We start from the raw sequence: 24628 nt of genomic DNA, 5'->3' as shown, positions 1-24628 counted from the left end.
GAAGGGTGACCTCCTGCTGCTCCGCACGGAAAGATTTCCCCAAGCGGGTCGCGCCATCGGCGGATAAGCGGAATTGCGCTGGTCGAACGGATCTTGCATCCCCGCACGGCGACTGCTAACTTTCGAACATTTCAATATGTTGAGCTGTCGGGGTGGTGAGGTGACCCGGTGAAGGCTGAGGACCACCGACAGGGAAACCGGCCAGAGGGCACAATCACTGTTGAAGCGGCCCATCTCTACCAATGGATTCTGCAACGCGGCCAGGTATCCAGTGGGGAGCTGGAGGACGCCACAGCCGTCCTTGGGCAGACCCCTGACGAGCTGGCCGAGGCCCTGGCTTCGCTGCTGACCCTGCGGCTGCTGCGGCACGCGCCCGAGGAGCCCGACGTGCTGGTGGCGAACAGCCCGGACGCGGCCGTCGCGGAGCTCGTGGGCCCCCTGGAGTTCGAGGTACGGCAGCGCCAGCGCCGGATGGAGGCACTGGAGGCGACCCTGCTGGCCTTCAACCCGATCTACTTCAACACCCGCCAGGTCCGCAATCGGCGGGAAGCCATCGACATCATCGACGAGGTGGACCGGGTACGCGCCACGCTCGCGGGGATCGCCCGACGGTGCTCGGTCGAGGTCTTCAGCGCCCATCCCGGGGTGCTATCGGACGGCGCCATCGAGGAGTCCCTGCCGAAGGACCTCGAGATGTTGGCACGCGGGATTCGAATAAGAACAGTCCACCAACATCCGGTGCGTGTCCATCCGCGCATGCGCCCCTTCCTCAAAGAGCTCGTCGATGCGGGCTGCGATGTGCGCACCCGGGAAGAGATCACCGACCGGATAATCATCTTCGACCGTGAGATTGCGGTCATTCCGAACATGCTCGCGAGCGGGGCGGTCGTCCTACGGGAGCCTTCCGTGGTGGATTACCTGTACCGCTCGCTGGAGCAGGTCTGGGCCTCGGCCCTGCCCTTCGACGACGAGACCACGCCAAACGGCGGCTACGGGGTGGCTGGCGACGACCTCAAACGGGCACTGCTGCACCTGTTGGCGGCCGGCCGGAAAGACGAGTTCATCGCCCGCAAGCTGAGCATCTCGGTGCGCACCTGCCGGCGGCACATCGCGGAGATCATGCATGACCTGGGCGCGGAGAGCCGGTTCCAGGCCGGGGTGCTCGCCCGGCAGCGCGGGCTGTTGGACGACCTCACCGAGGCGGGGTGAGGACGGGTCGCGCCAGTCAGTCCCAACCGGTGGAGTTCCCGCCGCTGAGGATCCGCATCTCGCTCCCCCTTCCGGTGGCGATCATTGCCGGTGGTGTCACCTGGCATACCCAAAATTCTGCGCGGGCCAGGCGGCGGCGAACAGCCGCAGGAAGCTGCGTGACATGTTGTTCCGTGTCCTGGATGGGTCTTCCCTCAGTCGAGCACCGACTCGCCGCCCGGGTAGGCGAACGACGCGCGTGGTGAGTAGAAGCCCCAGACGATGGTCAGCGGGTCGGCCGGACGCAGCGCGTACACCGGGTGGTCGGGTTCGAGGAACTCCAGCGACTCGACCTCGAACGGGTCGACCGGCTCCGCCACGAACGGGTAGTTGCCGCTGAGCAGCCTGCCGTCGAGCCGGGTGAGGTAGCGCAACTGGCCCCGGTTGACGGCGTCGCCGGTGCGCCCGACGCGGGCCGTCGTCCTGATCACGGGTACGCCGTCGGCCTCGGTGGTGGCGATCAGCCGACGCCCGCGTACCTCGATGGTGGTTCTTCCCGGGGTCGCCGGCACGCCCCGGGCGGCGGCGTACGCCCGGACGTCGGGGCTGGAGTTGAAGTAGTGCGTCCACCAGCGGCCGGGCGTGACCCCGTCGGGAGCGTCGACTCCGGCGAGGTCCGGCCCGATGTACGTCAGGGAGTACGCACCGAAGCCGGAGGTCTGCGCGGCGTCGTCGACGACGTACTGGTTCATGAAGACCTGGTGGTTCGGTGCCGGCGTGAGCCCGTCGGGGACCAGGGCGGCCACCGCGTCGGGGTCGGCCGGTAGCCAACCGAAGTAGATCATTCTGCTGTTCACGACGAGCTGCGGAGCGACGATTTCGGTCACGAGGGGTCCTTCCGCTGGGCAGCGATACGTAGTCGCGACGCTACGGAGCCGCCCGACGCCCAGACAACGACGGATTGCCGACATGCGAGCCGTCGCCGGCTCCGGCCGGCCACCGTGGCTCGAACGTCACGTCGAGACGCTCGTCAGACGGTGGTGCGGGACCACTGTTGGTTGGTGCCGGTGTTGCACGAATACTGCTTGAGGACCACCCCGTCCGCGGTCGAGGCGGCTGGAACGTCCACGCACTTGTTGCTGTGTCGTGCCCGCAGTTGGAAGTAGCTGCCGTTGGTGACCATCTGGAACTGTTGGTTGGTGCCGGTGCCGCAGGTGTACTGGATGAGTTCGGCGCCGTCGGCTGTCGACGCGCTCACCACGTCGAGGCACTTTCCGCTGTGCCGGCTGACGATGCGCCAGTAGCCGCTGCCGGCGTCCTGGAACTGCCACTGCTGCCACGCGCTGCCGGCGTACGTGTACTGGCCTACGCGGGCACCGTTGTCGGTGTTCGGTTGCTGGACGTCCATGGCCTTGCCGCTGTGGCGCACATTGATCCGGTAGAACGATCCCGTCGACGGTGGGGGCGTCGTCGGGCCGTCCCCGACGGTGTCGCCCCACGCGTACCGGATCCGGTCGGCCCCGGAGGTGTTGCGGACGGTCAGGTTGAGGTCGGTGCCGCTGCCGCTGAGGGCGAACATCGAGTACCAGTCGTAGCCGATGGTGCCCGGCTTGCCGCCGAGAGCCGGCCAGTAGGTGCCGCCCATCTGGTTGTCGCGCATGACCTGGGCCATGGCGCGGATGTGGCGCACGAAGTTGTCGGTGCTGCCCGCGTCGGCGTAGTTGCGGCCGTCGTTCATCGGCGCGCCGAACTCGGTCGCGACAGCGCGGGAGGCGCAGTTGCCGAGGCGGGTCTGGATGTGGCTGCGGAAGGCGTCGTAGGTCATCGCGCCGTAGAAGAAGGCGTAGTGGTGGAAGGAGAGCAGCGTCGAGGTGAAGCGGCTGTCGTTGCAGACGTCGCGCAGGTCCTGGCTGAAGCCGGTGCCGCCGATCAGCACCCGGCCGGGCACCGCCGAGTAGTGGTAGCTGAGCCAGTTCGCCGCCACGTTGCGCCACTCCGCCGAGCTGTATCCGTGCGGCTCGTTCATCGGCTCGAAGTAGACGTTGGTGTTCGAGCCGTACGTGTTCGTCACCGTGGACCACATCGCGTTCCACGCGGCGAGGTTCGTGATCCTGCCGCCGGAGGCTGCGCCGTCCTCCCAGTAGGCGAGGATCACCTTGAAGCCGCGAGCGGTGGCGGCGTCGATGGCGCCTCGGTACGCCTCCCACCACGCCGTCCCCACCGTGTGGGTGTTGATCGGCAGGCGGACGGTGTTGACCCCCATGGTGGACGCCAGGTCGTCGTAGAGGGCGTTGGCCTTGGCCCGCACCGTCGCGTTGCTGTCGGACGAGCTCAGGCCCTGCACGACCAGCGGCCCGGTGCTGAAGTTGTCACCCAGGACCGCCCAGTTCATGCCTCGGAACTGGTTGGTGGCCGCAGTGGCCGGCGACGACGCGACGACAACGCCAGCCAGCACGGTCAGCGCTGCCACCAGGGCGGACAACGCCCGTCGATGTGGTGCCACAGTCGGAACTCCTTGGACGGGGGGGGACCAGGGTCAGCTGGTCACGCGGAAGGTGGCGTCGGCGCGGCTCTGCGCGTCGGTGACCGGGTCGAGCCGCAGCAGGTAGGCGTAGTGCCGCAGGTAGCGGTCCGGGTGGCTGTAGGACTGGAACGACGTCCACGAGGAGTTGGCCAGGCCGGCGACCTGCCGGAAGGTGGCGTCGGCGGCGAAGGTGGCGGTGCCGTCGTTGGCTTCCAGCCGGAAGTCGAACCCGTAGTGGCGCAGGTAGTAACCCGGATAGTTGACCGACTGGATGGAGACCGTGCCGGAGCCGACCAGGCCGGGCACCAGCCGCCACTGGCCGTCCTGGGCAGGGCTGACGTTCGGGTCGATGCGGACGTCGTAGTCGTAGTGCCGCACGTACCGGTCCTGGTAGTTGTACGACTGGATCCGGTTGACCGCGGTGGCGGGCCAGCGGGCGAGCACCCGGTTCTGTTCGGCGGCGGTCAGGTTGAGGATCGAACCGTGCCGCTTCTTGGTGCCGCCCATGCCGTACGAGCCGGACGCCGGCAGTCGGTAGCTGCCCGGGCTCGACGGGTCGGTGGTCAGAACCGGCAGGTAGCCGCGTCCGCTGGCGTACTGGTCGAGGTAGAGGACCCACTCGTTGCGGTTGTTGAACTTCATCCACATCGGGCCTTCGACCTGGGAGCCGGTCAGCCCGATGCCGGAGAGGTTCCCGAGGGTGGTCCAGGTGCCGAGAATGGAGTTGCTGCCTTCGATGGCGATCTGGCCGTCCCGGGAGGCCCGGACGTAGCGGTAGGCGCCCACGCCGGCCGGAGCCTCGACGATCTGGGTGTCGATGATCTCCTGGTTTCCCGGACGGTTGATGTAGACCTGCGGCGTGGTGACGCTGCGGAAGTTCGCCGTGCGCGCGTAGTAGATGCGGTGCTTGGTCGCGCCGTTGAGCGGGACGTTCGTCGCCCAGTAGAGGACGTAGTCGCCGGTGGCCGGATTCCAGATCGCCTCCGGCGCCCAGGCGTTGCGTCCGTCCGGAATCGCGCCGGCGACGTTCAGCAGCCACGGCGCCGACCAGTTGACCAGGTCGGTGGACTCCCACACGACGAGGTTGCGGCTGCCGTTGTTGATCGCGGTAGACCAGTCCTGGCCGCAGCCGATGCACAGATCGGTGGCGATGATCCAGTACCGGTCACCGGCGGGCGAGCGGACCAGGGCGGGGTCGCGGACGCCGCGGGTGCCGACGGTGGATCGCAGCACGAGCCCGCCGTTGTTGAGATCCGTCCAACGCAGACCGTCCGTGCTGTGGGCGAGGTAGATCTGCTGGTCTGTCGAGGACTCACCGGTGAAGTGCGCCATCAGGTAGCCGACGGTCGGGTCGAGCGCGGCTGCCTCCTTTGGTGTCGCCGCCGACCAGGTGGTGAACAGCAGACACGCGGCGACCATGACCGCGCCGAGCCGGGCGAGGACTCTCGACATGGGTCTTTCTCCTTCGCGGGGGCTCAACAGTCAGCTAGAGGGTTGGTACGACGGGGCGGATGGTGCCGTCGGTGTTGAACTCCATCCGGTCGATGGCGGTCTCGCGGTTGGTGCCGTTGCCGGCCGGCACTGCGAAGCGGTGGTAGGCGATGTACCAGCTGTCGCTGCCGGGTGCCCGGACGACGGAGTGGTGACCGGTGCCCTTGATGCCGACGTCGAGGCGCTTCTGCAGCACCACCCCGCGCCTGGTCCACGGCCCGAGGGGTGTGGAGCCGGTGGCGTACGCGACCCGGTAGTCCTCGCTGCGCGTGTCGTTCTCCGACCACATGAAGTAGTAGAGCCCGTTGCGCTTGAACACGAATGGCGCCTCGTTGTAGCCGGAGGGGGTGATGACCCGCGCCTGCTCGGCGTCGAAGGAGACCATGTCGGGGTTCAACCGCACCGCCCGCGCGGTGCCCTGACCCCAGTACAGGTAGGACTGCCCGTCGTCGTCGGTGAACACCATGGGGTCGATCGCCTGCCCACCGGAGAACTGGTCGCCCCGGACGAGTGGTCGGCCCAGCGCGTCGCGGAACGGGCCGGTGGGGCTGTCGGCTACCGCCACGCCCAGTTGTTTGGTCGTGTTGCCGCTGGCCGCACCGCCGCTGAAGTACAGGTAGTAGCGGCCGTTGGCGCTGGCCACCGCCGGCGCCCAGGCCGAGTTGTCGGCCCAGGACACGTCCGGGCCGTGGTCGAGGATCACACCGTGGTCGGTCCAGTTGACCAGGTCGGTGGAGGAGAACGCCTTGTAGTAGGTGCCGGCCCAGCTCGCGTAGCCGTCGGTGGTCGGGTACAGGTAGTAGCGGCCGTTGAACACGGCGAGATGCGGGTCGGCGAAGAGGCCCGGGATCACCGGGCCCCTGGTGGTCCTGGGTGCCCAGGGCGCGACGAGGCGGAAGGAGCTGTCCGCCCGGAACGCGGCGGTGTCCTGGTAGGCGTCGAGCCAGAGGGCGAAGTCGCGGTGCCGGATCCGCCGGGTCGGATAGTTGTACGAGGCCAGCGTCACCGATCCGCTGACCGAGCCGTCCACCGCGCAGAAGGTGGCGTCGGCGCGGAACGTCGGGTCGCCGGTGTTCGGGTCGACCCGGAGCCGGTAGTCGCGATGCCGCAGGAACATGCCTGTCCTGGTCTGGAACGAGTAGCAGGTCGGCGACGCCAGACCGTTGACCACCGTGAAGGTGGCGTCGAGCTTGGTCTGGTTGGTGCTGGTGGAGCTCACCGGGTCGAGCTGGCCGAGATAGTCGATGTGCCGTACGAACCGTCCGGCTTGGTTGACCGCCTCCAGCGAGACGGCGCCGGTCGGCAGGGCGGCGGCGTGAGCTGGCACGTCGGTCACCACCAGGGCAGCTGCCGCGGCCACGGCGGAGAGCGCGAGGAGAGACCGTAGACGCGTCGTCGATGCTTCCGACAGCGATGCCGCCGCCATCCCGGCTCCCTTCGGAGATCATCTATGTGAGCGTTCACATCAGACTGCCGTCGGACTCGGTTCCAGGTAACTCTGACGAGGGATGACGTTGGCCGCACGGGAGAGCTGCCGGTGCGTCACGATGCTGGGCGCGATGTGTTCGGTTCGTTACGTTCGCGTTGCGGACAAGTGTTAGCGATCGCATCGACCAGTGTCAAGAATCGATTATTGTCGTTCCGCATCGTGCGGAGGTTGATCCCGGAGCGCCTCACGCACCTGCATGAGCGCGAATCCGAGCAGGTTGAGACCCCGCCAACGGCCCGGGTCGCCAGCAGCCGGATCGTCACGGTTCAGGCCGATACCCCAGATCCGGTCGAGCGGGCTGGCCTCCACCAGGACCCGCTCCCCGGTAGCGAGCAAAAATGCCCGGAGCGCCGGATGCTGGTCGAACTTCGCGAGGTTGCCGGCCACCACGATGGCAAACCGGTGTTCGCTCCAGGTCTGCTGATCGAAACCCGCGACGCGTCCGCCCAGCGCCTTGGCGGCGTTCGGATGCGGCGCGGCGAGGATCTGCTCCGCCATCGCGCGGTCACCGAACAGGGTGGCCTTGCGCCACATCATGTAGTGCTCGGCAGTGGCGAAACGTCGTTCGTCGACGGTGAACGACGCCGGCCACCACTGGCTCAGGCAACCTGGGCCGACACCCCCGTCACGCTCGGGCTGATGCCCCCAGAAGAACAGAAACTCGACCCGACGCCCCTGCGCCTGCACAGCGGCCAACTCCGCGACACTCCGTACCGATGCCAGCATGATGGCGAGTGTGCAGCACCGGCGCTCCGCGTACCCCACCGCCTAGCGACCGGAAACCGGTTGCCCGTCGTCAGTGTCGCGTCGAAAATCGGTCGATGCCCAGTGACCAGGCGACCCCCGACTTCTCGATCAAGCCCACGCTCACCGGCGAGCGGGTGATCCTGCGTCCGTTCGTCGACGACGACCTGGACACCTTCCGGGCGGCGGTGGCCGACCCTGAGGTGGCCCGGCTGACCGGCAGCCCGGCCGACGACGCTCCCGACGAGGAGCGGATGCGTTCCTGGTACGGCAGCCGCAACGCCCAGACCGACCGACTCGACCTGGCGGTCGTGGACCGCGCCACCGGGGCCTGCGTCGGCGAGGTGGTCCTGAACGACTGGGACCCGGTCAACCGGAACTGCAATTTTCGGACCCTGTTGGCCGCCGCCGGCCGCGACCGTGGCCTGGGCACCGAGGCGGTACGCCTGGTCGTCGGCCACGGTTTCGAGCGGCTCGGCCTGCACCGCATCTCGCTGGAGGTGTTCGCGTTCAACCCCCGGGCCCGCCGGGTGTACGAGAAGGTCGGCTTCGTCGCCGAGGGTGTGCTGCGGCAGGTCCTGCGCGACGGCGACGACTGGGTTGACGCCACCGTGATGTCGATCCTCGCGCCCGAGTGGGCCGCGCACCGGGGGCATCCCGAGCGCTGAGGCGGGTAGCGGTCAAGCTACGCGAAGCTGAGGCCGTCGGAGCGGGCCCGCTTGAGTTCGGAGAATGCCTGGCAGCCGGCGAGCAGGCGTGCGCCGTCGAAGACGCGGACGGCCTCCTCCCCTCGCGGGATCGAGCTCAGGACGGGGCCGAAGAAGGCAACGTCGTCGACGACGACCGTCGGGGTGCCGAGGTCCTCGCCCACCAGTTGTTGTGCGCGGGCGGTGCTCGCCCGCATCTGCGGGTCGACGTCGCTCCGGTGCGCGGCGTCGGCCAGGTCGGCGGGGAGGCCGGCCTCGGCCAGGGCCAGCGGGACGACGGTGTCGAAGTTCTTGTCGCCGGCGTCGTGGATCCGGCGGCCGAGCGCCGGGTACAGCCGTGTGAGGGCGGCGGAGCCGTGTTGTTCGGCTGCCGCCACGCACACCCTGGCCGGCCCCCACGCCCGGTCGTTGAATTCGCGGTACCAGGGCTCCAGGTCGCGATGCTCGTTGATCACCGCGAGGCTCATCACCTCGAACCGCAGGCTGAGCGGCCGCATCTTCGCGACCTCCATGAGCCAGCGGGAGGTGATCCAGGCGAAGGGGCAGGACGGGTCCACGTACGACGTGACCACCGGAGCGGACGTTGGCATCAAGTTGTCTTCCACGGAAGACAACTTATCTTCCCTGGAAGGTAAGATGCAACAGTGGATGACGACCGGATCGCCGACATCGTTGCTCAGTGGGGCCGTGAGCGACCGGACCTCGACCCCAGCCCATTGCTGATCATCGGTCGCATTCAGCAGTTGGCCGCCGTACTCGATGCGGCCCTGCGACCGCCGTTCGCCGCAGCCGACCTCGGCAACGGCGACTTCGACGTGCTCGCGGCGCTGCGCCGCGAGGGTGAGCCATACACGCTCACGGCGGGCCAGTTGAGCCAGCGGATGCTCGTCACCACCGGGGCGGTGACCAAGCGGGTGGACCGACTGATCGCCCGCGGCCTCGTGTCCCGCTCGGTCTCCACAGCCGACGCGCGCGGCAGAGTGGTCGGGCTGACTCCGGCCGGAGTGGCGCTGACCGACCGGCTCATCGAGGAACATCTGGCCAACGAGGCGGCCATCCTTCGCGACCTCAGCGACAGCGACCGCAGAACCCTTGGGCGCCTGCTGGCGGCGATGAATCGGACGCTGGGCTCCGGGAGTGGAACCGGGGGCGGGGGTCAGGCTGGATGACGCCCTCGACCGTGACCGGCCAACCGTCGGACTACCATTCCGCCATGGACGACACCACCGGCGGCGTACGCATCCGACGCGGTGATCCGGGCGACGCACCCGCCGTGCTGGGCATGCTCGACTCCGCGGTGGTCTGGATGAATGCTCGCGGCAACACCGAACAGTGGGGCACGGCGCCGTTCTCGGAGAAGCCCGAGAGGGTCGAGCAGGTCGACCGGTACCTGACCGAGCACCTCCCGTACATCGCGGAAGTGAACGGCACGCCGGCCGCGGCCCTGGTGCTGGACTCCGGGCCCGACCCGCGGGCACCGATCACGCCCGCCCAAGAATCCGAGCGGTTCGTCCGTCTCCTGGTCTCCGACCGACGGTTCGCCGGCCAGAAACTCGGCGCGGCACTGTTGGCACACGCCGTGGACGAAACCCGGCGGGCCGGCGTGCGGTTGCTCCGGGTCGACTGCTGGGCGGGCGGCGGTGGCGAGTTGGTGGCGTACTACGAGCGCCACGGGTTCACTCGCACCGAAACCTTCCTGGCCGGAACCTGGCCGGGGCAGGTGCTGGCCCAGCGGGTCGACTGACCCACGCTCGTGGGTCATAGCCGACACTGGATGCGTGATCGGTGACCGATGGGGTGTGACCACCAGCGAGACGTTGCGGACGTATCTCTGTCGAGGAAAGCCGCGTAGCCCTCGGCGTCGCAGGACTGCCGTTGAGAGCGGTTCGCCTCAGGCGCTGGCCAGCCGAACGATGAACTGGCAGCCGTCAACGGTGTTGCGCACCTCGACCCGGCCGCCGTGCGCCTCCACCAGGCCACGAACGATGGCCAGGCCGAGCCCTCCGGATGCCCCACCGTCGCCAGGCCCGGGCGTGCGGGCCGGTTCACCACGGAACGCGATGTCGAACAGCCGGGGAAGATCTGCCGAGGGGATGCCGCCACAGGTGTCGGCGACCGACAGCCAGGCGTGGTCGTCCTCACGGCCGGCTTCGATGCGTACGGTGCCGTCGTCCGGGGTGTAGCGGACCGCGTTGAGCAGCAGATTGGCCACGACCCGAGCCAGCTCTGGTTCGCTCGCGGCAACCGTCGGCCACCCCGACTCGCTGGCAACCAGCTTGATTCGGCGAGCGTCGGCCAACGGGGTGGTGCTGGCCAGCGCGTCCGAGACCACTTCTCCGAGCGGCACCGCCGTCAACGACAACCGCAACGCGCCCGCGTTGATCCGGGACAGCTCGAACAGGTCGTCGACGAGTCGGGTCATCCGGTCGGTCTCGACGCGGATACGTCGGTGGTACTCGTCGACCGTGTCCGGATCGCGAACCACCCGGTCCTCCAGCGCCTCCGCCATCGCCCTCAGCCCGGCGAGCGGGGTACGCAGGTCGTGCGAGACCCAGGCGACCAGGTCGCGTCGGCCCTTCTCCAGTTGCCGTTCCCGCTCCCGGGCCTGGTCGCGCCAGACCGCGGCGCGGGCCAGTCGACGGCCGAAGTGCCCGCCGACGGCGAGGCTGACCACCGCCGCCGCCGCGACGGTGATCAGGACCACCTCCAGGTCGTGTGCGGAGAGGAACATGGCTTCCGCGACCGCCATCACCCCGACAGCGACGGCGACCACTGTGGTGGCGAGCAGCACGCTGAGGTGCACGGTGATCGAGCTGCGTCGGAGTGCGCGCAGCAGCACCGCCCCGGCGAACCCGATGCCGAGTGCCGCGCCGAGGGCGAGCGCGAAGATCAGGAGTACGTCACGCATTGGCCGGCTCGTAGCGGTAGCCGACGCCCCAGACGGTCACGATCCGCCGCGGGTCGGCCGGGTTGGTCTCGATCTTCTCCCGCAGTCGGCGTACGTGCACGGTCACGGTCGAGTGGTCCCCGAAGTTCCAGCCCCAGACCTGGTCCAGAAGCTCGGCCCGGCCGAACACCCGGGAGGGATGCCGCATGAGGTGGACGAGCAGGTCAAATTCCCGCAGCGTCAGAGCCAGATCGGTACCGCCGAGGCGGGCGGTTCGGGAGGTCGTGTGCACCGCCAGATTGCCGTCGGTGAGCGCCTCCGGCCGCTCGGATGGCGTCCCACCGCCGGCGCGACGAAGCACCGAACGGACCCGCAGCACCAACTCCCGGGGAGAGAAGGGCTTGGTCAGGTAGTCGTCGGCGCCGAGCTGAAGCCCGAGGATCCGGTCGGACTCGTCACCGCGAGCGGTCAGCATGACGATCGGTACGCCGTCCGGCCGTACCCGCAACGCCCGGCACACCTCCAGGCCGTTGATCCGGGGCAGCATCAGGTCGAGCACGACCAGGTGGGGCGCCTCGCGTTCCACCGCCGCCAGCGCCGCCGCGCCGTCGGCCGCGAGGCTCACCTGGAAGCCGTCGTTCTCGAGGTAACGACGAATGACGTCGCTCACGGTCTGATCGTCGTCGACCACCAGCACGCGCTGTGTCACGAACCATCCCCGTTCCGACCGGTCAGCGTCTCCCCTCGGATGTCCATCGGCCCAGCGTAGCCACGCACCGCCGCCGGCCCGCGCCGGCAAACCTTGCGAGGTTCTTACGGCTGGGCGTGCGAACCCGAGCGGGCCCACCCGAGGTCATACGGTGACCGGAATGCGGATACTTGTCACCGGTGCTGCCGGATTCATCGGTTCACACGTCGCCGACCTGCTCGCCGAAGGCGGGCACGAGGTGGTGGCCGTGGACGCGCTCCTGCCCGAGGCGCACGGTGCGACGGCACCGCCCTGGAGCGAGCGGCACGACCTCGTGGCCGGGGACGTCCGCGACGCCGAGCTGCTGACCCGGCTACTGACCGGAGTCGACGCGGTCTGCCACCAGGCAGCCATGGTCGGCCACGGCATCGACCCGGCCGACGCCCCCCGGTACGCCGCGCACAACGACCTCGGCACGGCCACCCTCCTCGCGGCGATGCACGCCACCGGGGTACGCCGGTTGGTGCTGGCCAGCTCGATGGTGGTCTACGGCGAGGGCCGCTACCACTGCCCTACCCACGGGATCGTCCGGCCTGTCGGCCGCCGGGCCGTCGACCTGGCCGAGGGCCGCTACGAGCCGACCTGCCCTCGGTGCGACCAGGCGCTCTCCCCCGGTCTCGTGCCCGAGGACGCGCCGCTGGAGCCGCACAGCACGTACGCCGCCACCAAGCTGGCCCAGGAACACCTTGCCGGCGCCTGGGCCCGGCAGACCGGCGGATCGGTCTGGGCCCTGCGCTACCACAACGTCTACGGTCCGAGAATGCCACGTGACACTCCGTATTCCGGGGTCGCATCGATCTTCCGGTCGGAACTGGCCGCCGGCCGGCCGCCCCGGGTCCTGGAGGACGGCCGGCAACGGCGCGACTTCGTGCACGTGACCGACGTGGCAACGGCCAACCTGCTGGCCCTGATGACGCCGGCACCGGATCCTCTGACTCCGGTGAACGTCTGCTCGGGTGAGCCGCACACCGTCGGCGAGTTGGCCCACGAACTGGCGTCGGCGATGGCCGGCCCATCGCCGGTCACGGTCGGGGGTGGGCGGACGGCGGACGTACGGCACGTCGTGGCCGATCCGGCCCGCGCCACCCGGCTGCTTGGTTTCACCGCCCGAATCGGCTTCGCCGCTGGCATCGCGGACTTCACGACCGCGGTGATGCGGGATCCGGTATCGGTCAGGACACCGTCCACAGTAGGTGGTTGACGGCGAGGGCCGTGACAGCCTGGGCCGCCAACCACCACCGTCGGTGGCCGGCGGGCAGGTGCGCGGTGGCGACCAGCAGCCAGACCGCGAACGGTAGCCAGATCCGCTCGACCTCGGCCTTGCTGAGCCCGGACAGGTCCGCCGCGAGCACGGCCGCCGTCGCCGCGATGGGCAGCCATATTGTGGGTCCGGCACTGGCGATCCGCTGTCGGACGGTGGTCGCGAACGGTGGGCGTGGTGACCGGATCGACACGGCGGCCACCGCCCGTCGCAGCGCCGGCCCGACCACCGGGCCGGCCGAGAGCAGCAGAGCGGCGAGATTCGCCCAGACCCAGTAACCGTACGGGCGTTCCGCCGCCCAGCCCTGGTAGTAACGACGTGCCACCAGGTGGTAGCCGTCCAGCCACCAGAAGCCACCGATGGTGAACACGGCGACGACGGCCGCGACCGCCGTCGCCGCGACCAGGAGCACGCCGAGGCGGTCCCGCGCCCGGAGCAACACCACGGTCAACGCGAGCAACCCGACCAGGACGAACCCGTACGACAGGTAGAGCGCGAAGCCGAGTAGCAACCCGCCAAGCGTGGCCGATGCTCGGCCACCCACCACCAGCAGCGCCAGCCCGGCCGCGACCACCGCGGTGAAGATCCCGTCCGCGGACGCGCCCACCCAGACCGCCCCCGGGAAGAGCACCAGGAACGGCCACACCGCCCGGGCCGCGTCCTCGACGCCGAGCGCCCGCAACGTCACCGGAACCGTCACCGAGACCGTGGCTCCGAGCAACACGCAGGCGAGCCCGGCGGCGGTCCCGCCACCCAGGCCGATCCGCTCCAGCCAGACGAAGAACAGCAACGCTCCCGGTGGATGACCGGCGGTGTGGGTGGACCACGAATTGGGTTGGAAGTCGAGGATCCGGTCGGCGAAGCCGGACAGCATGACGCCGACATCGGTCACCCGGGGCACCTCGTGCAGATACTCGGCCTGCACGGTGAGCCGCTCGGTCAACCCCGCGGACCAGCCGTCCACCAGGGCCAACGACAGCGTCCAGAGCACCGCGGCGAGATAGCCGACGACCAACAGCCGCGGCCACGACGTGTCGGCTCCCCAGCGTGTGCCGCGCCAGACGAACAGCGCCGCGACGAGAAGCGCGGCGGGGGTGCCGGGCCCCAGGTGGGGCTGCCAACCGGCGTAGAGCGGCGCCGCGTCGGCGTGGAGCCGCACACCCTGATGGTTGAGCAGCGCGCCGACGGAGACGGCAACGGCGAGCAGTGCCACCTCGGCACCGAGGACGATCAGGTCGGCGGACCGGGGGCGTCCCGGCCGGATCATCATGGTCATGGTGACGGCCGACGGTACGACCTGTGACCAGGCAACCGACAGTCAGACGGTGAGACGTCAGAGAGTCGTAAGATTCGTTGCCTGGTAAGCGATTCGTAAGGACACACAGCGCTCCGGACGGTCCGTGGCGGGCCTAGCGTCGCCGGTATGCACACAACGATCGACGTGGTGCTGCCATGTCTGGACGAGGCGGCCGCACTGCCTGCCGTACTGGGCGGGCTGCCGCCCGGCTACCGCGCCATCGTGGTCGACAACGGCTCCACCGACGGTTCGCCTGTCGTCGCGGCCGAGCACGGCGCCCGGGTCGTCCACGAGCCGCGACGCGGATACGGCGCGGCCGTACACGCCGGCCTGCTGGCGGCGGAGACGGATCTGGTCTGCGTGCTCGACGCGGACGGCTCGTTCGATCCAGCCGAGCTGCCCAAACTCGTCGCGACGGTGCTCGACGGCCGGGCTGACCTCGCCGTCGGGCGGCGTCGGCCGATCTCGGCGGACGCCTGGCCCTGGCATGCCCGCGCCGGGAACGCGCTGGTCGCCGCGCTGCTACGGCGTCGCGGTGTGCCGGTGTACGACATCAGCCCGATCCGGGTGGCCCGCCGGACGGCGCTGCTGGGACTCGGTGTCCGCGACCGCGCGTTCGGCTACCCCCTGGAGCTGCTGCTGCGCGCGGCCGAGTCGGGCTGGCGGATCATCGAGCTGGACGTCGGGTACGCGCCCCGGGCTGCCGGCACGAGATCGAAGGTCTCCGGGTCGGTCCGGGGCACGTGGCGAGCGACCCGGGACTTCGCCGGGGTGCTGCGCGCGGACGCCGGCGGTGCCCGGTGAACGTCCTGCTCGTGGTCGCGAAGGCACCGGTTGCCGGGCTGGCCAAGACGCGCCTCTGCCCGCCCGCTGACCCGACCCAGGCGGCCCGGGTCGCGGCGGCGTCGCTGCTGGACACCCTCGCGGCGGTGCGCGCCACCGCGTCGACCATTCCCGTGCTGGCCCACGCGGGTCGGTTCGCCGATGCCGAGTACGGCGCGGAGTTGACCGCAGCCTTGGCGGGTTGGCACCTGCTTCCGCAGCGCGGCGACGCGTTCGCCGACCGTCTCGCGAATGCCCACGCCGACACTGCCGCGGCATATCCCGGCCGACCGGTGCTGCAGATCGGCATGGACACACCGCAGATCCGGCCAGCCCTGCTCACCACCGCGCTGGAACGGCTCGCCCAGCACGAGGCGGTGTTCGGGCCGGCGCTCGACGGCGGCTGGTGGGCACTCGGGCTACGCGATCCGTCGTACGCGAACGTGTTGCGCGAGGTGCCCATGTCGACCGACGACACCGGTCGCCGCACCCTCGCCGCTCTGCGCAAGCGCGGCCTGCACCCGTCGGTCCTGCCCGTTCAGCGTGATGTCGACGACTGGCCGGCAGCGCTGGCGGTCGCGGCCGACCTACCCGGCAGCCGGTTCGCAGGTGCCGTCGAAGCGGTGGGCGGTCAGTTGGTGAACGGACGCGCCAGGTGAATTCGACGATCAGTCTCGACGGTTTCGATGTGGTGCTGGGCAGAATCGACGGGTGGCCCGCCGACCGTGCGTGCGGTACGCCGGGCGCCCCGGTGCCTGCGGTTCAACCCGACCACTGGCTGGTGCACACCGACGGGCGACGTGACCTGTTGCCGGTGCGGCGCTGGCACGGCCCACCCGAGCCGGCAGTTGAGTCCGTCGCCGCCCGCTGCACCGGGCCCACCATCGACCTCGGCTGCGGCCCTGGCCGGCTGACCAGGGCACTCGCCCAGCGAGGCCTCGTCGCACTGGGCGTCGACATCTCCGCCGAGGCGGTACGGCTGACCCAGGGCCGGGGTGTCATCGCCCTGCGACGCGACGTCTTCGAACCACTACCCGGCGAGGGGAGGTGGGCACACGCCCTGCTCATCGACGGCAACATCGGCATCGGTGGTGACCCGGTCCGACTGCTGCGCCGCTGCGGCGCCCTGATCGCGGCCGACGGAACGCTCCTGGTCGAGGTGGAACCGCCGGGGGCCGGGCTGTGGCGGGGCCAGGCGTACGTCCTGTCCCGATCGTCAGGTGAACAGGAACTGCGAGGGCCGGCGTTTCGCTGGGCGCGGGTCGGGGCGGAGGCGGTGGCCCCTACCGCCGCCGCTGCCGGCCTGCGGGTCGCAGACCGTTTCCGGGTCGGTCCACGCTGGTTCGCCGAGCTGGCCCGCTCATGATCCGCCGGCCGCGCGTCCCCGCCCCCGAGGACTTCACCGCACCCTCGCACTCTCCGCTGGTCGCCGCTCGGCTCGGCCTCTGGCTCGGGGTGGCGTTCGGGCTGTGCTTCGGCACCGGACTGCTCAGCCACTACATCCAGCACCCACCGGGCTGGTTCACCTGGCCGACCCGACCGGTCGACCTCTACCGAATCACCCAGGGCGTCCACGTGCTCTCCGGTGTCGCGGCAATCCCGTTGCTGCTGGCCAAGCTGTGGAGCGTCTACCCCCGGCTGTTCGTCCGCCCGCCGCTGCGCCAGCCGATCCGGCTGCCCGCCCACGCCCTCGAACGGATCTCCGTCCTGGTACTGGTCTGCGCCGCATTCTTCGAGCTGGTCACGGGTCTGTTCAACGTCGCCCAGTCGTACCCGTGGGGATTCTTCTTCCCGACGGCGCACTACGCGGTCGCCTGGCTGGTGGCGGGCGCGGTGCTGCTGCACGTCGCGGTGAAGCTCCCGATCGCCCGCGCGGCGCTGCACACGCCACTGCGGCGCAGGAGAGCGGCGGCGCGCGACGATCGAGACTCGTCCGAGCGACGCGCCTTTCTGCGCACGTCGGCGGGCGTCGCCGGCCTCGCCGTGCTGGCCACCGCCGGGGTCACCGTGCCGTGGCTACGTCGGGTGTCGCCGTTGGCGTGGCGTTCCGCCGCCGGGCCGCAGGGCATACCGATCAACCGTACGGCGGCTGCCGCGCGCATCGTCGTTCCACCGGACTGGCGACTGGAGATCGTCTGGCCGGGCGGGCGACACACGATGTCCCTGGCCGAACTGGCGGCCCTGCCACAACGTACGGCGGAACTCCCGATCGCCTGCGTCGAGGGCTGGAGCGCGTCGGCCCACTGGACCGGCGTGCCCGTCGTCCAGTTGCTCCGATGGGCCGGCGCACCGACCGGCCGACCGGTTCGGTTCACCTCACTGGAAACCGACGGCCTGTACGCGGCAAGCACACTGCCGGCGGCTCATGCCACCGACCCGCTGACCCTGCTCGCCCTGCGGATCAACGGCGAGCAACTGTCGGCCGACCACGGTTACCCCTGCCGACTCATCGCGGCGAGCCGGCCCGGCGTCCTCCAGACCAAGTGGGTGGCCCGGCTGGAGGTGTTGCGGTGAGAGCCGTCCGGCTGCTGCTGTTCGTGGTCGGTGCCGCGGCCACGGCGTACGGCGGCTGGCTGCTCCTTCCCCAGCTCGCCACCACCCTGCCGTGGCTGATCGGCGGCCCGGTGCTGCACGACGTCCTGGTGGCACCGCTGGTCGGCCTGGCCGGGCTGACGCTGGGCCGACTGGTGACAGACCGCTTACGCCGGGCCTGGATCGCCGCGGGTCTCCTGGCCAGCGTCACGTTGCTGCTGATCGCGGTGCCGCTGCTGTGGCGACCGCCCTCGGCGCCTCCGAACCCCGGCCTACCGGACCGCGACTATCCGCTGGGGCTCGCTGTCGGGCTGGCTGTCGTCTGGGCCGTGATCGTGATCGTGCTGGTCGTCGCCACCACGGTCAAGCGGGGCGTCACGGACCGACGAACCGACCGTCCCTGAGTCGCCCTACGCGTTCTCTACTCATCGCCCAGGAGGGGTACCCATGTCAGCAGGAGAGATCAGCCCGCCCGATCGCGCGCCGATCGGCGTCATCGGCGGATCAGGTTTCTACGAGTTCCTCGACGACGTCACCGAGGTCACCGTCGACACACCGTACGGACCGCCCAGCGACGCGCTGTCCGTCGGGAGTCTGGCCGGGCGACCGGTGGTGTTCCTGCCCCGTCACGGACGCCGACACACCCTCCCTCCACACCGCATCAACTACCGGGCCAACCTGTGGGCGCTGCGGGCACTCGGCGTCCGGCAGGTACTCGCACCGGGCGCCGTGGGCGGCCTGCGACCGGACCTGGGCCCCGGGACCCTCGTGGTGCCGGACCAACTGGTCGACCGGACCAACGGCCGGGATCAGACCTACTACGACGGACGGCCACGCGCGGACGGGCAACTGCCCCCGGTCGTCCACGCGCCCTTCGCCGACCCCTACTGTCCGATAGGACGCGACACGGTCCTCGACGCCGCCCGATCGGCCGGTTGGCAGCCGGTCGACGGCGGAACCATGGTCGTCATCGAAGGTCCCCGGTTCTCCACCCGTGCCGAATCACAGTGGTACGGCCGGGAGGGCTGGTCCGTCGTCGGCATGACCGGCCACCCGGAGGCGGTGCTGGCACGCGAACTGGCACTGTGTTACACCGCGCTGTCACTGGTGACGGACCTCGACTCGGGCGTCGAGGTCGGTCACGGGGTGACCCAGCAGGAGGTGTTCACCGTCTTCGCCCGGAACCTCGACCGGCTGCGCGTCCTGCTCGGCGACGCGGTGAGGACGTTGCCCGCGGACCAGCGAGCCTGCCCCTGCGGCGAGGCTCTGGCAGGTACGCCGTCGTAAGAGTTCCGAAAGGTTCGCGACCCGTTCGACAACAACCTGCGGCCGTACGCTGCGGGGGTGGGGAAACGGATGTTCCGGTCGCCGGTGGCCCGGGCCGGTGTCGCTGCCGCTGTCGTCGTGGTGATTCTGGCCCTCTACTGGTTCCAGCCGTGGAGGCTGTTCACCGACACCTACGTCGACGATGCGCTTCCCCGGGTGGCGGCGACCTCGGCCACCCCGACCCCGACGGCTCCGACGCCGGCTCCCGCGGCCTCGGCAGCCACCCCGGCGGCGAACGAGATCCTGACCGCCGGCGAGTTCGTCACCCACGAGCACCGGACGACCGGCAGCGCCGAGATTCACCGGCTCGCCGATGGGCGCCACCAGCTGGTCATTCGAGAGTTGAACACGTCGAACGGCCCGGACCTGCGGGTGTGGCTCACCGACCAACCGGTCATCCGTGGCACGGCCGGCTGGCGGGTGTTCGACGATGGCGACTGGGTCGAGTTGGCAAGGCTCAAGGGCAACAAGGGCAACCAGGTGTACGACCTGCCAGCGTCGGTTGATCCACGCGAGTTCCGAAGCGTCGCCATCTGGTGCAAGCGATTCGCGGTCTCCTTCGGCGCGGCCGAGCTCACGATCGCCTGACCGGGGTCACCCGGGCCGCAACCTGCCGGACATGGCATTGACATCTTTCACTGCCCAATCTAGCGTCGATGCGAATCGATTCGACGCCGAGCCTGGTGCCCCCGGCACCGCCCGGCGATCGGACCTGCATGGCGTGTCGTTGCGGTGCGCGGGTGGCCGTGGGCCCCTTTCAACCAGTTGGTGCCGAGTGGCGGGAGCCCCTTCATGACAAGACGTAGAACCATCCTTGGATTGCTCGCGACGGCTGCGGCTGTCGTCGTGACCGTGAGCGCGGCGGCACTGGCCGGTGGCCTGAGCAGCGCCGCATCGGCCGCTGACATGTCAGCGGCCGCCGCGACCGCCGGATGCGGCAAGGCGCCCACGTTGACCAGCGGTCAACGATCCATCCAGAGCAGCGGTCAGAACCGTAGTTTCATCCTGAGGATTCCGGACAACTACGACAGGAACCACGCCTACCGGTTGATCTTCGGATTCCACTGGAACGGCGGCACCGCCAACGACGTCGACGGCGGCGGGTCCGACGGGGCGGCCTGGTCCTACTACGGGCTGCGGCAACAGGCCAACAACAGCACCATTTTCGTCGCCCCGCAGGGCAACGGCAACGGCTGGGCCAACCCCGGCGGCCAGGACGTCACCTTCGTGGACAACATGATCAGCCTGATCGAGGCGGATCTGTGTGTCGACACCACGCAGCGCTTCGCGCTCGGGTTCAGCTACGGCGGCGGTATGAGTTACTCGCTGGCCTGTTCCCGACCAGGTGTCTTCCGCGCCGTCGCGGTCTACTCCGGTGGGCAGCTCAGCGGGTGCAGCGGCGGCACCCAGCCGGTCGCGTACATGGGGATCCACGGCATCGGCGACTCGGTGCTCAACGTCTCCGCCGGACGGTCCCTGCGTGACACGTTCGTGCGCAACAACGGGTGCACCGCGCAGAGCCCGCCCGAGCCGAGGGCGGGCAGCCTGACGCACATCACCACCACCTACTCCGGCTGCCGTTCCGGCTATCCGGTGGTCTGGGCCGCCTTCGACGGCGGGCACACCCCCGGCCCGGTGGACGGTGGCGGGGACAGCGGCGCGAGGACCTGGACCAAGGGCGAGGTGTGGAGGTTCTTCACCCAGTTCGGTAGCACCGATCCCACGACGCCGCCGACGACCACCCCGCCACCGAGCGGCCCGTCGGCCCTGCGCAACACGTCCTCCGGACGGTGCCTGGACGTCAACGGCGCCTCCCAGGCCAACGGCGCGGCAGCGATCATCTGGGACTGCCACGGCCAGAGCAACCAGTCATGGACCTCGACCGCCGCCCAGGAGTTGCGCGTCTTCGGCGGCAAATGCCTCGACGTCAACGGCGCCGGCACCGCGAACGGCAGCTCGGTGATCATTTGGGACTGCAACGGCCAGTCCAACCAGAAGTGGCGGCTCAATGCCGACGGCTCGATCACCGGAGTCGGTTCGGGCCGGTGCCTGGACACGGTCGGCAACGGCACGGCCAACGGCACCCGCATCCAGATCTGGGACTGCACCGGCGCGGCCAACCAACGGTGGAGCCGAAGCTGAGCGCGGCGAGGGTCATTCACGCACAAGGAGGCTCAGCTGTGCCACTTCGCAGACACTCCACCCCCTGGCTGGGGGCGGCCATGGCGGTCATGGTTCTGGTCGCCGTCGGAATGTACGTCGTCACGACCGTCGCACCCGCGTCCGCGGCCACCACTGCCGGCTGCGGCAAGGCGCCCGGGCTGAACAGCGGCACGCACACCATCCAGAGCGGCGGGAAGAGCCGCAGCTTCATCCTTCGGTTGCCTGACAACTACAACAACACCTATGCCCACCGGCTGGCCTTCGGGTTCCACTGGTTGGGCGGCACCGCCAGTCAGGTCGCGTCGGGCGGAACCGACGGGGCAGCGTGGGCCTACTACGGCATGCTCTCGCAGGCGAACAACAGCACGATCTTCGTCGCCCCGCAGGGCCTCAACAACGGTTGGGGCAACTCCAACGGTGAGGACGTGACCTTCACCGACGACATGATCCGCGTGATCGACAACGCCCTCTGCGTCGACACCACACAACGTTTCTCGGTCGGGTTCAGCTACGGCGGCGCGATGAGCTACTCGCTGGCGTGTTCCCGGCCGACGGTGTTCCGCGCGGTCGCCGCAATCGCGGCCCCGGGGGCGATCAGCGGATGCAGCGGCGGCACCCAGCCCGTTGCCTACCTGGGCATTCACGGTATCAACGACAACATCCCCAGCGGACGATCGCTGCGCGACAGGTTCGTCCGAAACAACGGCTGCGCCGCGCAGAACCCGCCGGAGCCGAGGGCCGGCAGCCTGACCCACATCACCACCGCGTACTCCTGCCAGCCCGGATATCCGGTGCTCTGGGCCGCGTTCGACGGTGGCCACCAGCAAGGCCCGGTGGACGGGTGCGCCGGCTGTGAGAGCGGCGCGCGGAGCTGGGTCAAGCAGGAGGTGTGGCGGTTCTTCACCCAGTTCGGCTCCGACGTGCCGCCCACCACTCCCCCGCCAACGACCCCGCCGGCCGGGCAGCAGAACGTGCTGATCGCCGGTGGCCAGTCCGGCAGGTGCATCGACATCCCCAACTCCAGCACCAGCAACGGCGCCCGCCCACAACTGTGGGACTGTCACGGTGGCACCAACCAGCGCTGGACCCACACCGCCAACCGCACCCTGACCGTCTACGGCAACAAGTGCCTGGACGCCAGCGGAGCGGGCAGCAGCAACGGCACCGCGGTGATCATTTGGGACTGCAACGGCCAGTCCAACCAACAGTGGAATGTGAACTCCAACGGCACCATCACCGGAGCCCAATCGGGGCTGTGCCTCGACGCCGTCGGTTCCGGCACCGCCAATGGCACGCAACTTCACCTCTGGGCCTGCCACGGCGGCGCCAACCAGCAGTGGAGCGCGCGCAACTAGGGCCCGTTTCGTAGGGACTGGCCCTAGTACCTCACGCTGCGTCGCAGACGCGCCGCTCGGGACCTGTCCCGGGCGGCGCGTCTGCCGTCAGGCGGTGAGGGCGGCAGAAACCGAACGCCCGGACGGGTAGCACCACAGACACGGCCGCACGCCCCCGGACGGCTACTCCTCCGGCACGCGCGGGCCGACCTCGCCCCGCCTGAGGTGTTCCGCGTTGCGGTCGGCCTCGCTGTCGGCGTTCGCAGCACCGGAGCGTGGATCCGTCGTTCGACGCCCCTCGGCGTCCTGATACACCGCGCCGGTTTCGAGGGCTCTCTCCTGCTGGCTCTGCTCAGGCGATGTCATGAATTCCCATCTACCCTGCGGCTCGACCAACAAACGGCCCCCGGCGACCTGCCGGGCTCGCGCGCCGCGGGACGGACCTTGCGCGGACAAACACCTCAGTGGCCGCGGAACGCCTCCTCCAACCACCACGATCCGCGCGCCGCGCTGACCTTGGCGTCGATCACCAACGGTCGGGTACGGGGACCGGCGAGCCAGTGGCGTACCGGTCCGAGATCATCGACGGTCCGGACGGTCAACCCGTCGCAACCGTAACCACGGGCGATCGCGGCCAGGTCGGTCTCGGGGAAGGTGACCGTCTGCAACGGGTGCCCGTCCGGGCCGAAGTGGTGCACCTCGGCCCCGTACGCCGCGTCGTCGTAGATCACCACGAGCAGGGGTAGCGCCAGCCGGACGGCGGTGAGCAACTCGGTCGCGGACATGACGAAGCCACCGTCGCCGACCGCGGCGACGGTGAGCCGGTCCGGTCGGGCGACCGCCGCGCCGAGCGCACTGGCCAGACCGAGCCCGACCGACTGGAACGCCTGGGTGAAACAGAACCCGGCCACGTCCGGCACGTCGAGCCACATCGACGGGTAACCCATGAAGTTGCCCGAGTCGACCACCACCGTGCGGTCGGGCGGCAGCAGGTCGTCCAGGGCGGCCGAGAGGGTCCTCGGGTCGATCGTCGCCGGGGTGCCGGGCCGCGCCGACGCACCCTCGTCCCGGTACGGGACCGTCCGCCACCGGCCGTGGTCGCGAATCCGCTGTGCCAGCTCCGGCGTACGCCACCCGCCGTCCACAGACGCCGTGGAGTGGTCGCCCAGTCGACCGAGGACCGCCTCGGCGACCGCCGCCACCTCACCGGCCACCGCCAGGTCCACCGGGCGGTTCACCCCGAACGCGGCCGGGTCGCGGTCCACCTGAACGACGACGGCGGAGGGCGGGATCAGTTCGCCGTGCCGGGTGGTCCACATGTTCAGCGTGCTGCCCCAGGCGACGACCAGGTCCGCCGCGCCGATCAGCTCGGCGGCGAGCGGGGTGGCGAAGCCGCCGGCCACGTCGAGGTACCACGGGTTACCGGCGAACAGTCCTTTCGCCGCGGCCGAGACCGCGAGCAGCGCGCCGCACGCGTCGGCGAGCTGGGTCAGCGGGTCGCGGGCCGCCCGGGCGCCCCGACCCGCGATGAAGACCGGGCGGCGTGCGGCCTGGATCGCGGCCAGCAACGGCTCGACCTGCGGGGCTGCGATCGGGGTCGGCGCGACCGTGGGAACCGGGCCGGACCACGGTTCGGTCCCGGTGTGTTGCACCTCCAACGGCAGGCCCAGCACCACTGTCGCGCCCCGCTCGGCGGCCCGGTACGCCGCGCCCGCGTCCTCGGCCGCGTGCGTCGCGCGTACCCGATGGAAGTCGGCCCCGACCGCGGCGGCGAGTGCCGGCAGGTCGATGAAGAAGTTCGACCGCGGCACGGTCGCCTCCGGGGCCAGGACCACCAGCGGGGTACGGCTCTTCGCGGCTTCGGTGAGGCCGGTCAACGCGTTGGTGACACCGGGGCCCTGGTGCACCGAGAGCAGACCCACCGTCTGACAGGTGCGGGCGTACCCGTCGGCCATGCTCGCCGCACCGCCCTCGTGGGCCGCCGCCACGAACCGGGCGCCGGCCGCGACAAGCGCGTTCGTGACGTGGAAGTTGCCGCTGCCGACCACCCCGAAGACGTGCCGCGCGCCGTGTTCGTAGAGAACCCGCCCGACCACCTCGGCTACCCGCATCGGT

Annotated in this window: 24 protein-coding genes; 14 read left to right on the top strand and 10 right to left on the bottom strand. The window is 70.0% G+C overall.

The genetic code is table 11. From position 1 onward, the window contains the following. The first annotated feature begins 168 nt into the window (after nt 1-168). Entirely contained in the window at nt 169-1209 is a 1041-nt protein-coding gene (locus tag V6U86_RS01140) for a helix-turn-helix transcriptional regulator (protein ID WP_334497381.1), read from the top strand. A gap of 194 nt (nt 1210-1403) precedes the next feature. On the opposite strand, the gene V6U86_RS01135 is transcribed toward V6U86_RS01140, so the two are convergent. The 5 genes from V6U86_RS01135 to V6U86_RS01115 all read right to left on the bottom strand — a co-directional run bounded on the left by V6U86_RS01135 (nt 1404) and on the right by V6U86_RS01115 (nt 7418). Further along, nucleotides 1404-2075 carry a hypothetical protein gene (locus tag V6U86_RS01135; RefSeq protein ID WP_334497379.1) on the bottom strand — a complete coding sequence of 224 codons (672 nt, stop codon included), beginning with the start codon at nt 2073-2075 and terminating at the stop codon, nt 1404-1406. A 143-nt stretch (nt 2076-2218) separates the two neighbouring features. Next, nucleotides 2219-3691 (bottom strand): RICIN domain-containing protein, encoded by a 1473-nt coding sequence (locus tag V6U86_RS01130; protein ID WP_334497377.1) that lies wholly within the window; start codon nt 3689-3691, stop codon nt 2219-2221. Between the two features lie 33 nt (nt 3692-3724). Next, nucleotides 3725-5164 carry a glycoside hydrolase family 43 protein gene (locus V6U86_RS01125; RefSeq protein WP_334497375.1) on the bottom strand — a complete coding sequence of 480 codons (1440 nt, stop codon included), beginning with the start codon at nt 5162-5164 and terminating at the stop codon, nt 3725-3727. A gap of 34 nt (nt 5165-5198) precedes the next feature. Continuing rightward, nucleotides 5199-6629, bottom strand: a complete 1431-nt coding sequence (locus tag V6U86_RS01120; RefSeq protein ID WP_334497373.1) for a family 43 glycosylhydrolase — start codon at nt 6627-6629, stop codon at nt 5199-5201. A 204-nt stretch (nt 6630-6833) separates the two neighbouring features. Further along, a complete protein-coding gene (locus V6U86_RS01115) occupies nt 6834-7418 on the bottom strand; it encodes an NADAR family protein (RefSeq protein ID WP_334497371.1) in 585 nt (194 codons plus the stop codon). 95 nt (nt 7419-7513) lie between these two features. Here V6U86_RS01115 and V6U86_RS01110 point away from each other — a divergent pair, with 95 nt between their 5' ends. Beyond that, on the top strand, nt 7514-8104 hold the full coding sequence (locus V6U86_RS01110) for a GNAT family N-acetyltransferase (RefSeq protein ID WP_334497370.1): 591 nt from the start codon (nt 7514-7516) through the stop codon (nt 8102-8104). A 17-nt stretch (nt 8105-8121) separates the two neighbouring features. On the opposite strand, the gene V6U86_RS01105 is transcribed toward V6U86_RS01110, so the two are convergent. Continuing rightward, nucleotides 8122-8733, bottom strand: a complete 612-nt coding sequence (locus V6U86_RS01105; RefSeq protein ID WP_334497854.1) for a mycothiol-dependent nitroreductase Rv2466c family protein — start codon at nt 8731-8733, stop codon at nt 8122-8124. Between the two features lie 54 nt (nt 8734-8787). On the opposite strand from V6U86_RS01105, the gene V6U86_RS01100 reads away from it, so the two are divergent. After that, a complete protein-coding gene (locus V6U86_RS01100; protein ID WP_334497368.1) occupies nt 8788-9312 on the top strand; it encodes a MarR family winged helix-turn-helix transcriptional regulator in 525 nt (174 codons plus the stop codon). Nucleotides 9313-9356: 44 nt separating this feature from the next. Further along, complete coding sequence (locus V6U86_RS01095; protein ID WP_334497366.1) at nt 9357-9887, top strand: GNAT family N-acetyltransferase; 531 nt, start codon at nt 9357-9359, stop codon at nt 9885-9887. A 147-nt stretch (nt 9888-10034) separates the two neighbouring features. On the opposite strand, the gene V6U86_RS01090 is transcribed toward V6U86_RS01095, so the two are convergent. Beyond that, the gene (locus V6U86_RS01090; protein WP_334497364.1) at nt 10035-11051 is read right to left on the bottom strand and encodes a sensor histidine kinase; all 1017 of its coding nucleotides are present in this window, start codon (nt 11049-11051) and stop codon (nt 10035-10037) included. Beyond that, on the bottom strand, nt 11044-11739 hold the full coding sequence (locus tag V6U86_RS01085; protein ID WP_334497362.1) for a response regulator transcription factor: 696 nt from the start codon (nt 11737-11739) through the stop codon (nt 11044-11046). The genes V6U86_RS01090 and V6U86_RS01085 overlap by 8 nt, the downstream gene beginning before the upstream one ends. 160 nt (nt 11740-11899) lie before the next feature. Here V6U86_RS01085 and V6U86_RS01080 point away from each other — a divergent pair, with 160 nt between their 5' ends. After that, entirely contained in the window at nt 11900-12979 is a 1080-nt protein-coding gene (locus V6U86_RS01080) for an NAD-dependent epimerase/dehydratase family protein (protein WP_334497360.1), read from the top strand. On the opposite strand, the gene V6U86_RS01075 is transcribed toward V6U86_RS01080, so the two are convergent. Next, nucleotides 12951-14315, bottom strand: coding sequence for a hypothetical protein (locus V6U86_RS01075; protein ID WP_334497358.1), 1365 nt, complete (start codon nt 14313-14315; stop codon nt 12951-12953). The two genes, V6U86_RS01080 and V6U86_RS01075, sit on opposite strands and share 29 nt — an antisense overlap. Before the next feature lie 147 nt (nt 14316-14462). On the opposite strand from V6U86_RS01075, the gene V6U86_RS01070 reads away from it, so the two are divergent. The 9 genes from V6U86_RS01070 (at nt 14463) to V6U86_RS01030 (ending at nt 22534) form a co-directional block, all read left to right on the top strand. Further along, on the top strand, nt 14463-15140 hold the full coding sequence (locus V6U86_RS01070; RefSeq protein ID WP_334497356.1) for a glycosyltransferase family 2 protein: 678 nt from the start codon (nt 14463-14465) through the stop codon (nt 15138-15140). Further along, nucleotides 15137-15817, top strand: coding sequence for a TIGR04282 family arsenosugar biosynthesis glycosyltransferase (locus V6U86_RS01065; protein WP_334497354.1), 681 nt, complete (start codon nt 15137-15139; stop codon nt 15815-15817). Before V6U86_RS01070 ends, V6U86_RS01065 begins: the two co-directional genes overlap by 4 nt. Beyond that, entirely contained in the window at nt 15814-16524 is a 711-nt protein-coding gene (locus tag V6U86_RS01060) for a class I SAM-dependent methyltransferase (protein WP_442934861.1), read from the top strand. The genes V6U86_RS01065 and V6U86_RS01060 overlap by 4 nt, the downstream gene beginning before the upstream one ends. Beyond that, the gene (locus V6U86_RS01055) at nt 16521-17672 is read left to right on the top strand and encodes a molybdopterin-dependent oxidoreductase (protein ID WP_334497352.1); all 1152 of its coding nucleotides are present in this window, start codon (nt 16521-16523) and stop codon (nt 17670-17672) included. Before V6U86_RS01060 ends, V6U86_RS01055 begins: the two co-directional genes overlap by 4 nt. Next, nucleotides 17669-18094, top strand: coding sequence for a hypothetical protein (locus tag V6U86_RS01050; RefSeq protein WP_334497350.1), 426 nt, complete (start codon nt 17669-17671; stop codon nt 18092-18094). Before V6U86_RS01055 ends, V6U86_RS01050 begins: the two co-directional genes overlap by 4 nt. A gap of 58 nt (nt 18095-18152) precedes the next feature. Then, nucleotides 18153-18977, top strand: coding sequence for an S-methyl-5'-thioadenosine phosphorylase (locus tag V6U86_RS01045; protein WP_334497851.1), 825 nt, complete (start codon nt 18153-18155; stop codon nt 18975-18977). 57 nt (nt 18978-19034) lie between these two features. Then, nucleotides 19035-19604: a DM13 domain-containing protein gene (locus V6U86_RS01040; protein ID WP_334497348.1), complete on the top strand. Its 570-nt coding sequence runs from the start codon at nt 19035-19037 to the stop codon at nt 19602-19604. 204 nt (nt 19605-19808) lie between these two features. Beyond that, nucleotides 19809-21158: a ricin-type beta-trefoil lectin domain protein gene (locus V6U86_RS01035; RefSeq protein WP_334497346.1), complete on the top strand. Its 1350-nt coding sequence runs from the start codon at nt 19809-19811 to the stop codon at nt 21156-21158. A gap of 38 nt (nt 21159-21196) precedes the next feature. Then, nucleotides 21197-22534, top strand: coding sequence for a ricin-type beta-trefoil lectin domain protein (locus V6U86_RS01030; RefSeq protein WP_334497344.1), 1338 nt, complete (start codon nt 21197-21199; stop codon nt 22532-22534). A gap of 440 nt (nt 22535-22974) precedes the next feature. On the opposite strand, the gene V6U86_RS01025 is transcribed toward V6U86_RS01030, so the two are convergent. Continuing rightward, a complete protein-coding gene (locus V6U86_RS01025; protein ID WP_334497342.1) occupies nt 22975-24624 on the bottom strand; it encodes a thiamine pyrophosphate-binding protein in 1650 nt (549 codons plus the stop codon). Nucleotides 24625-24628: the final 4 nt, after the last annotated feature.

Origin of the sequence: Micromonospora sp. CPCC 205558, assembly GCF_036902955.1 — a bacterium.
Lineage (GTDB): Bacteria > Actinomycetota > Actinomycetes > Mycobacteriales > Micromonosporaceae > Micromonospora.
Note: the sequence above shows the minus strand (reverse complement) of the source record. Positions and strands in the feature narration are given on the sequence as shown.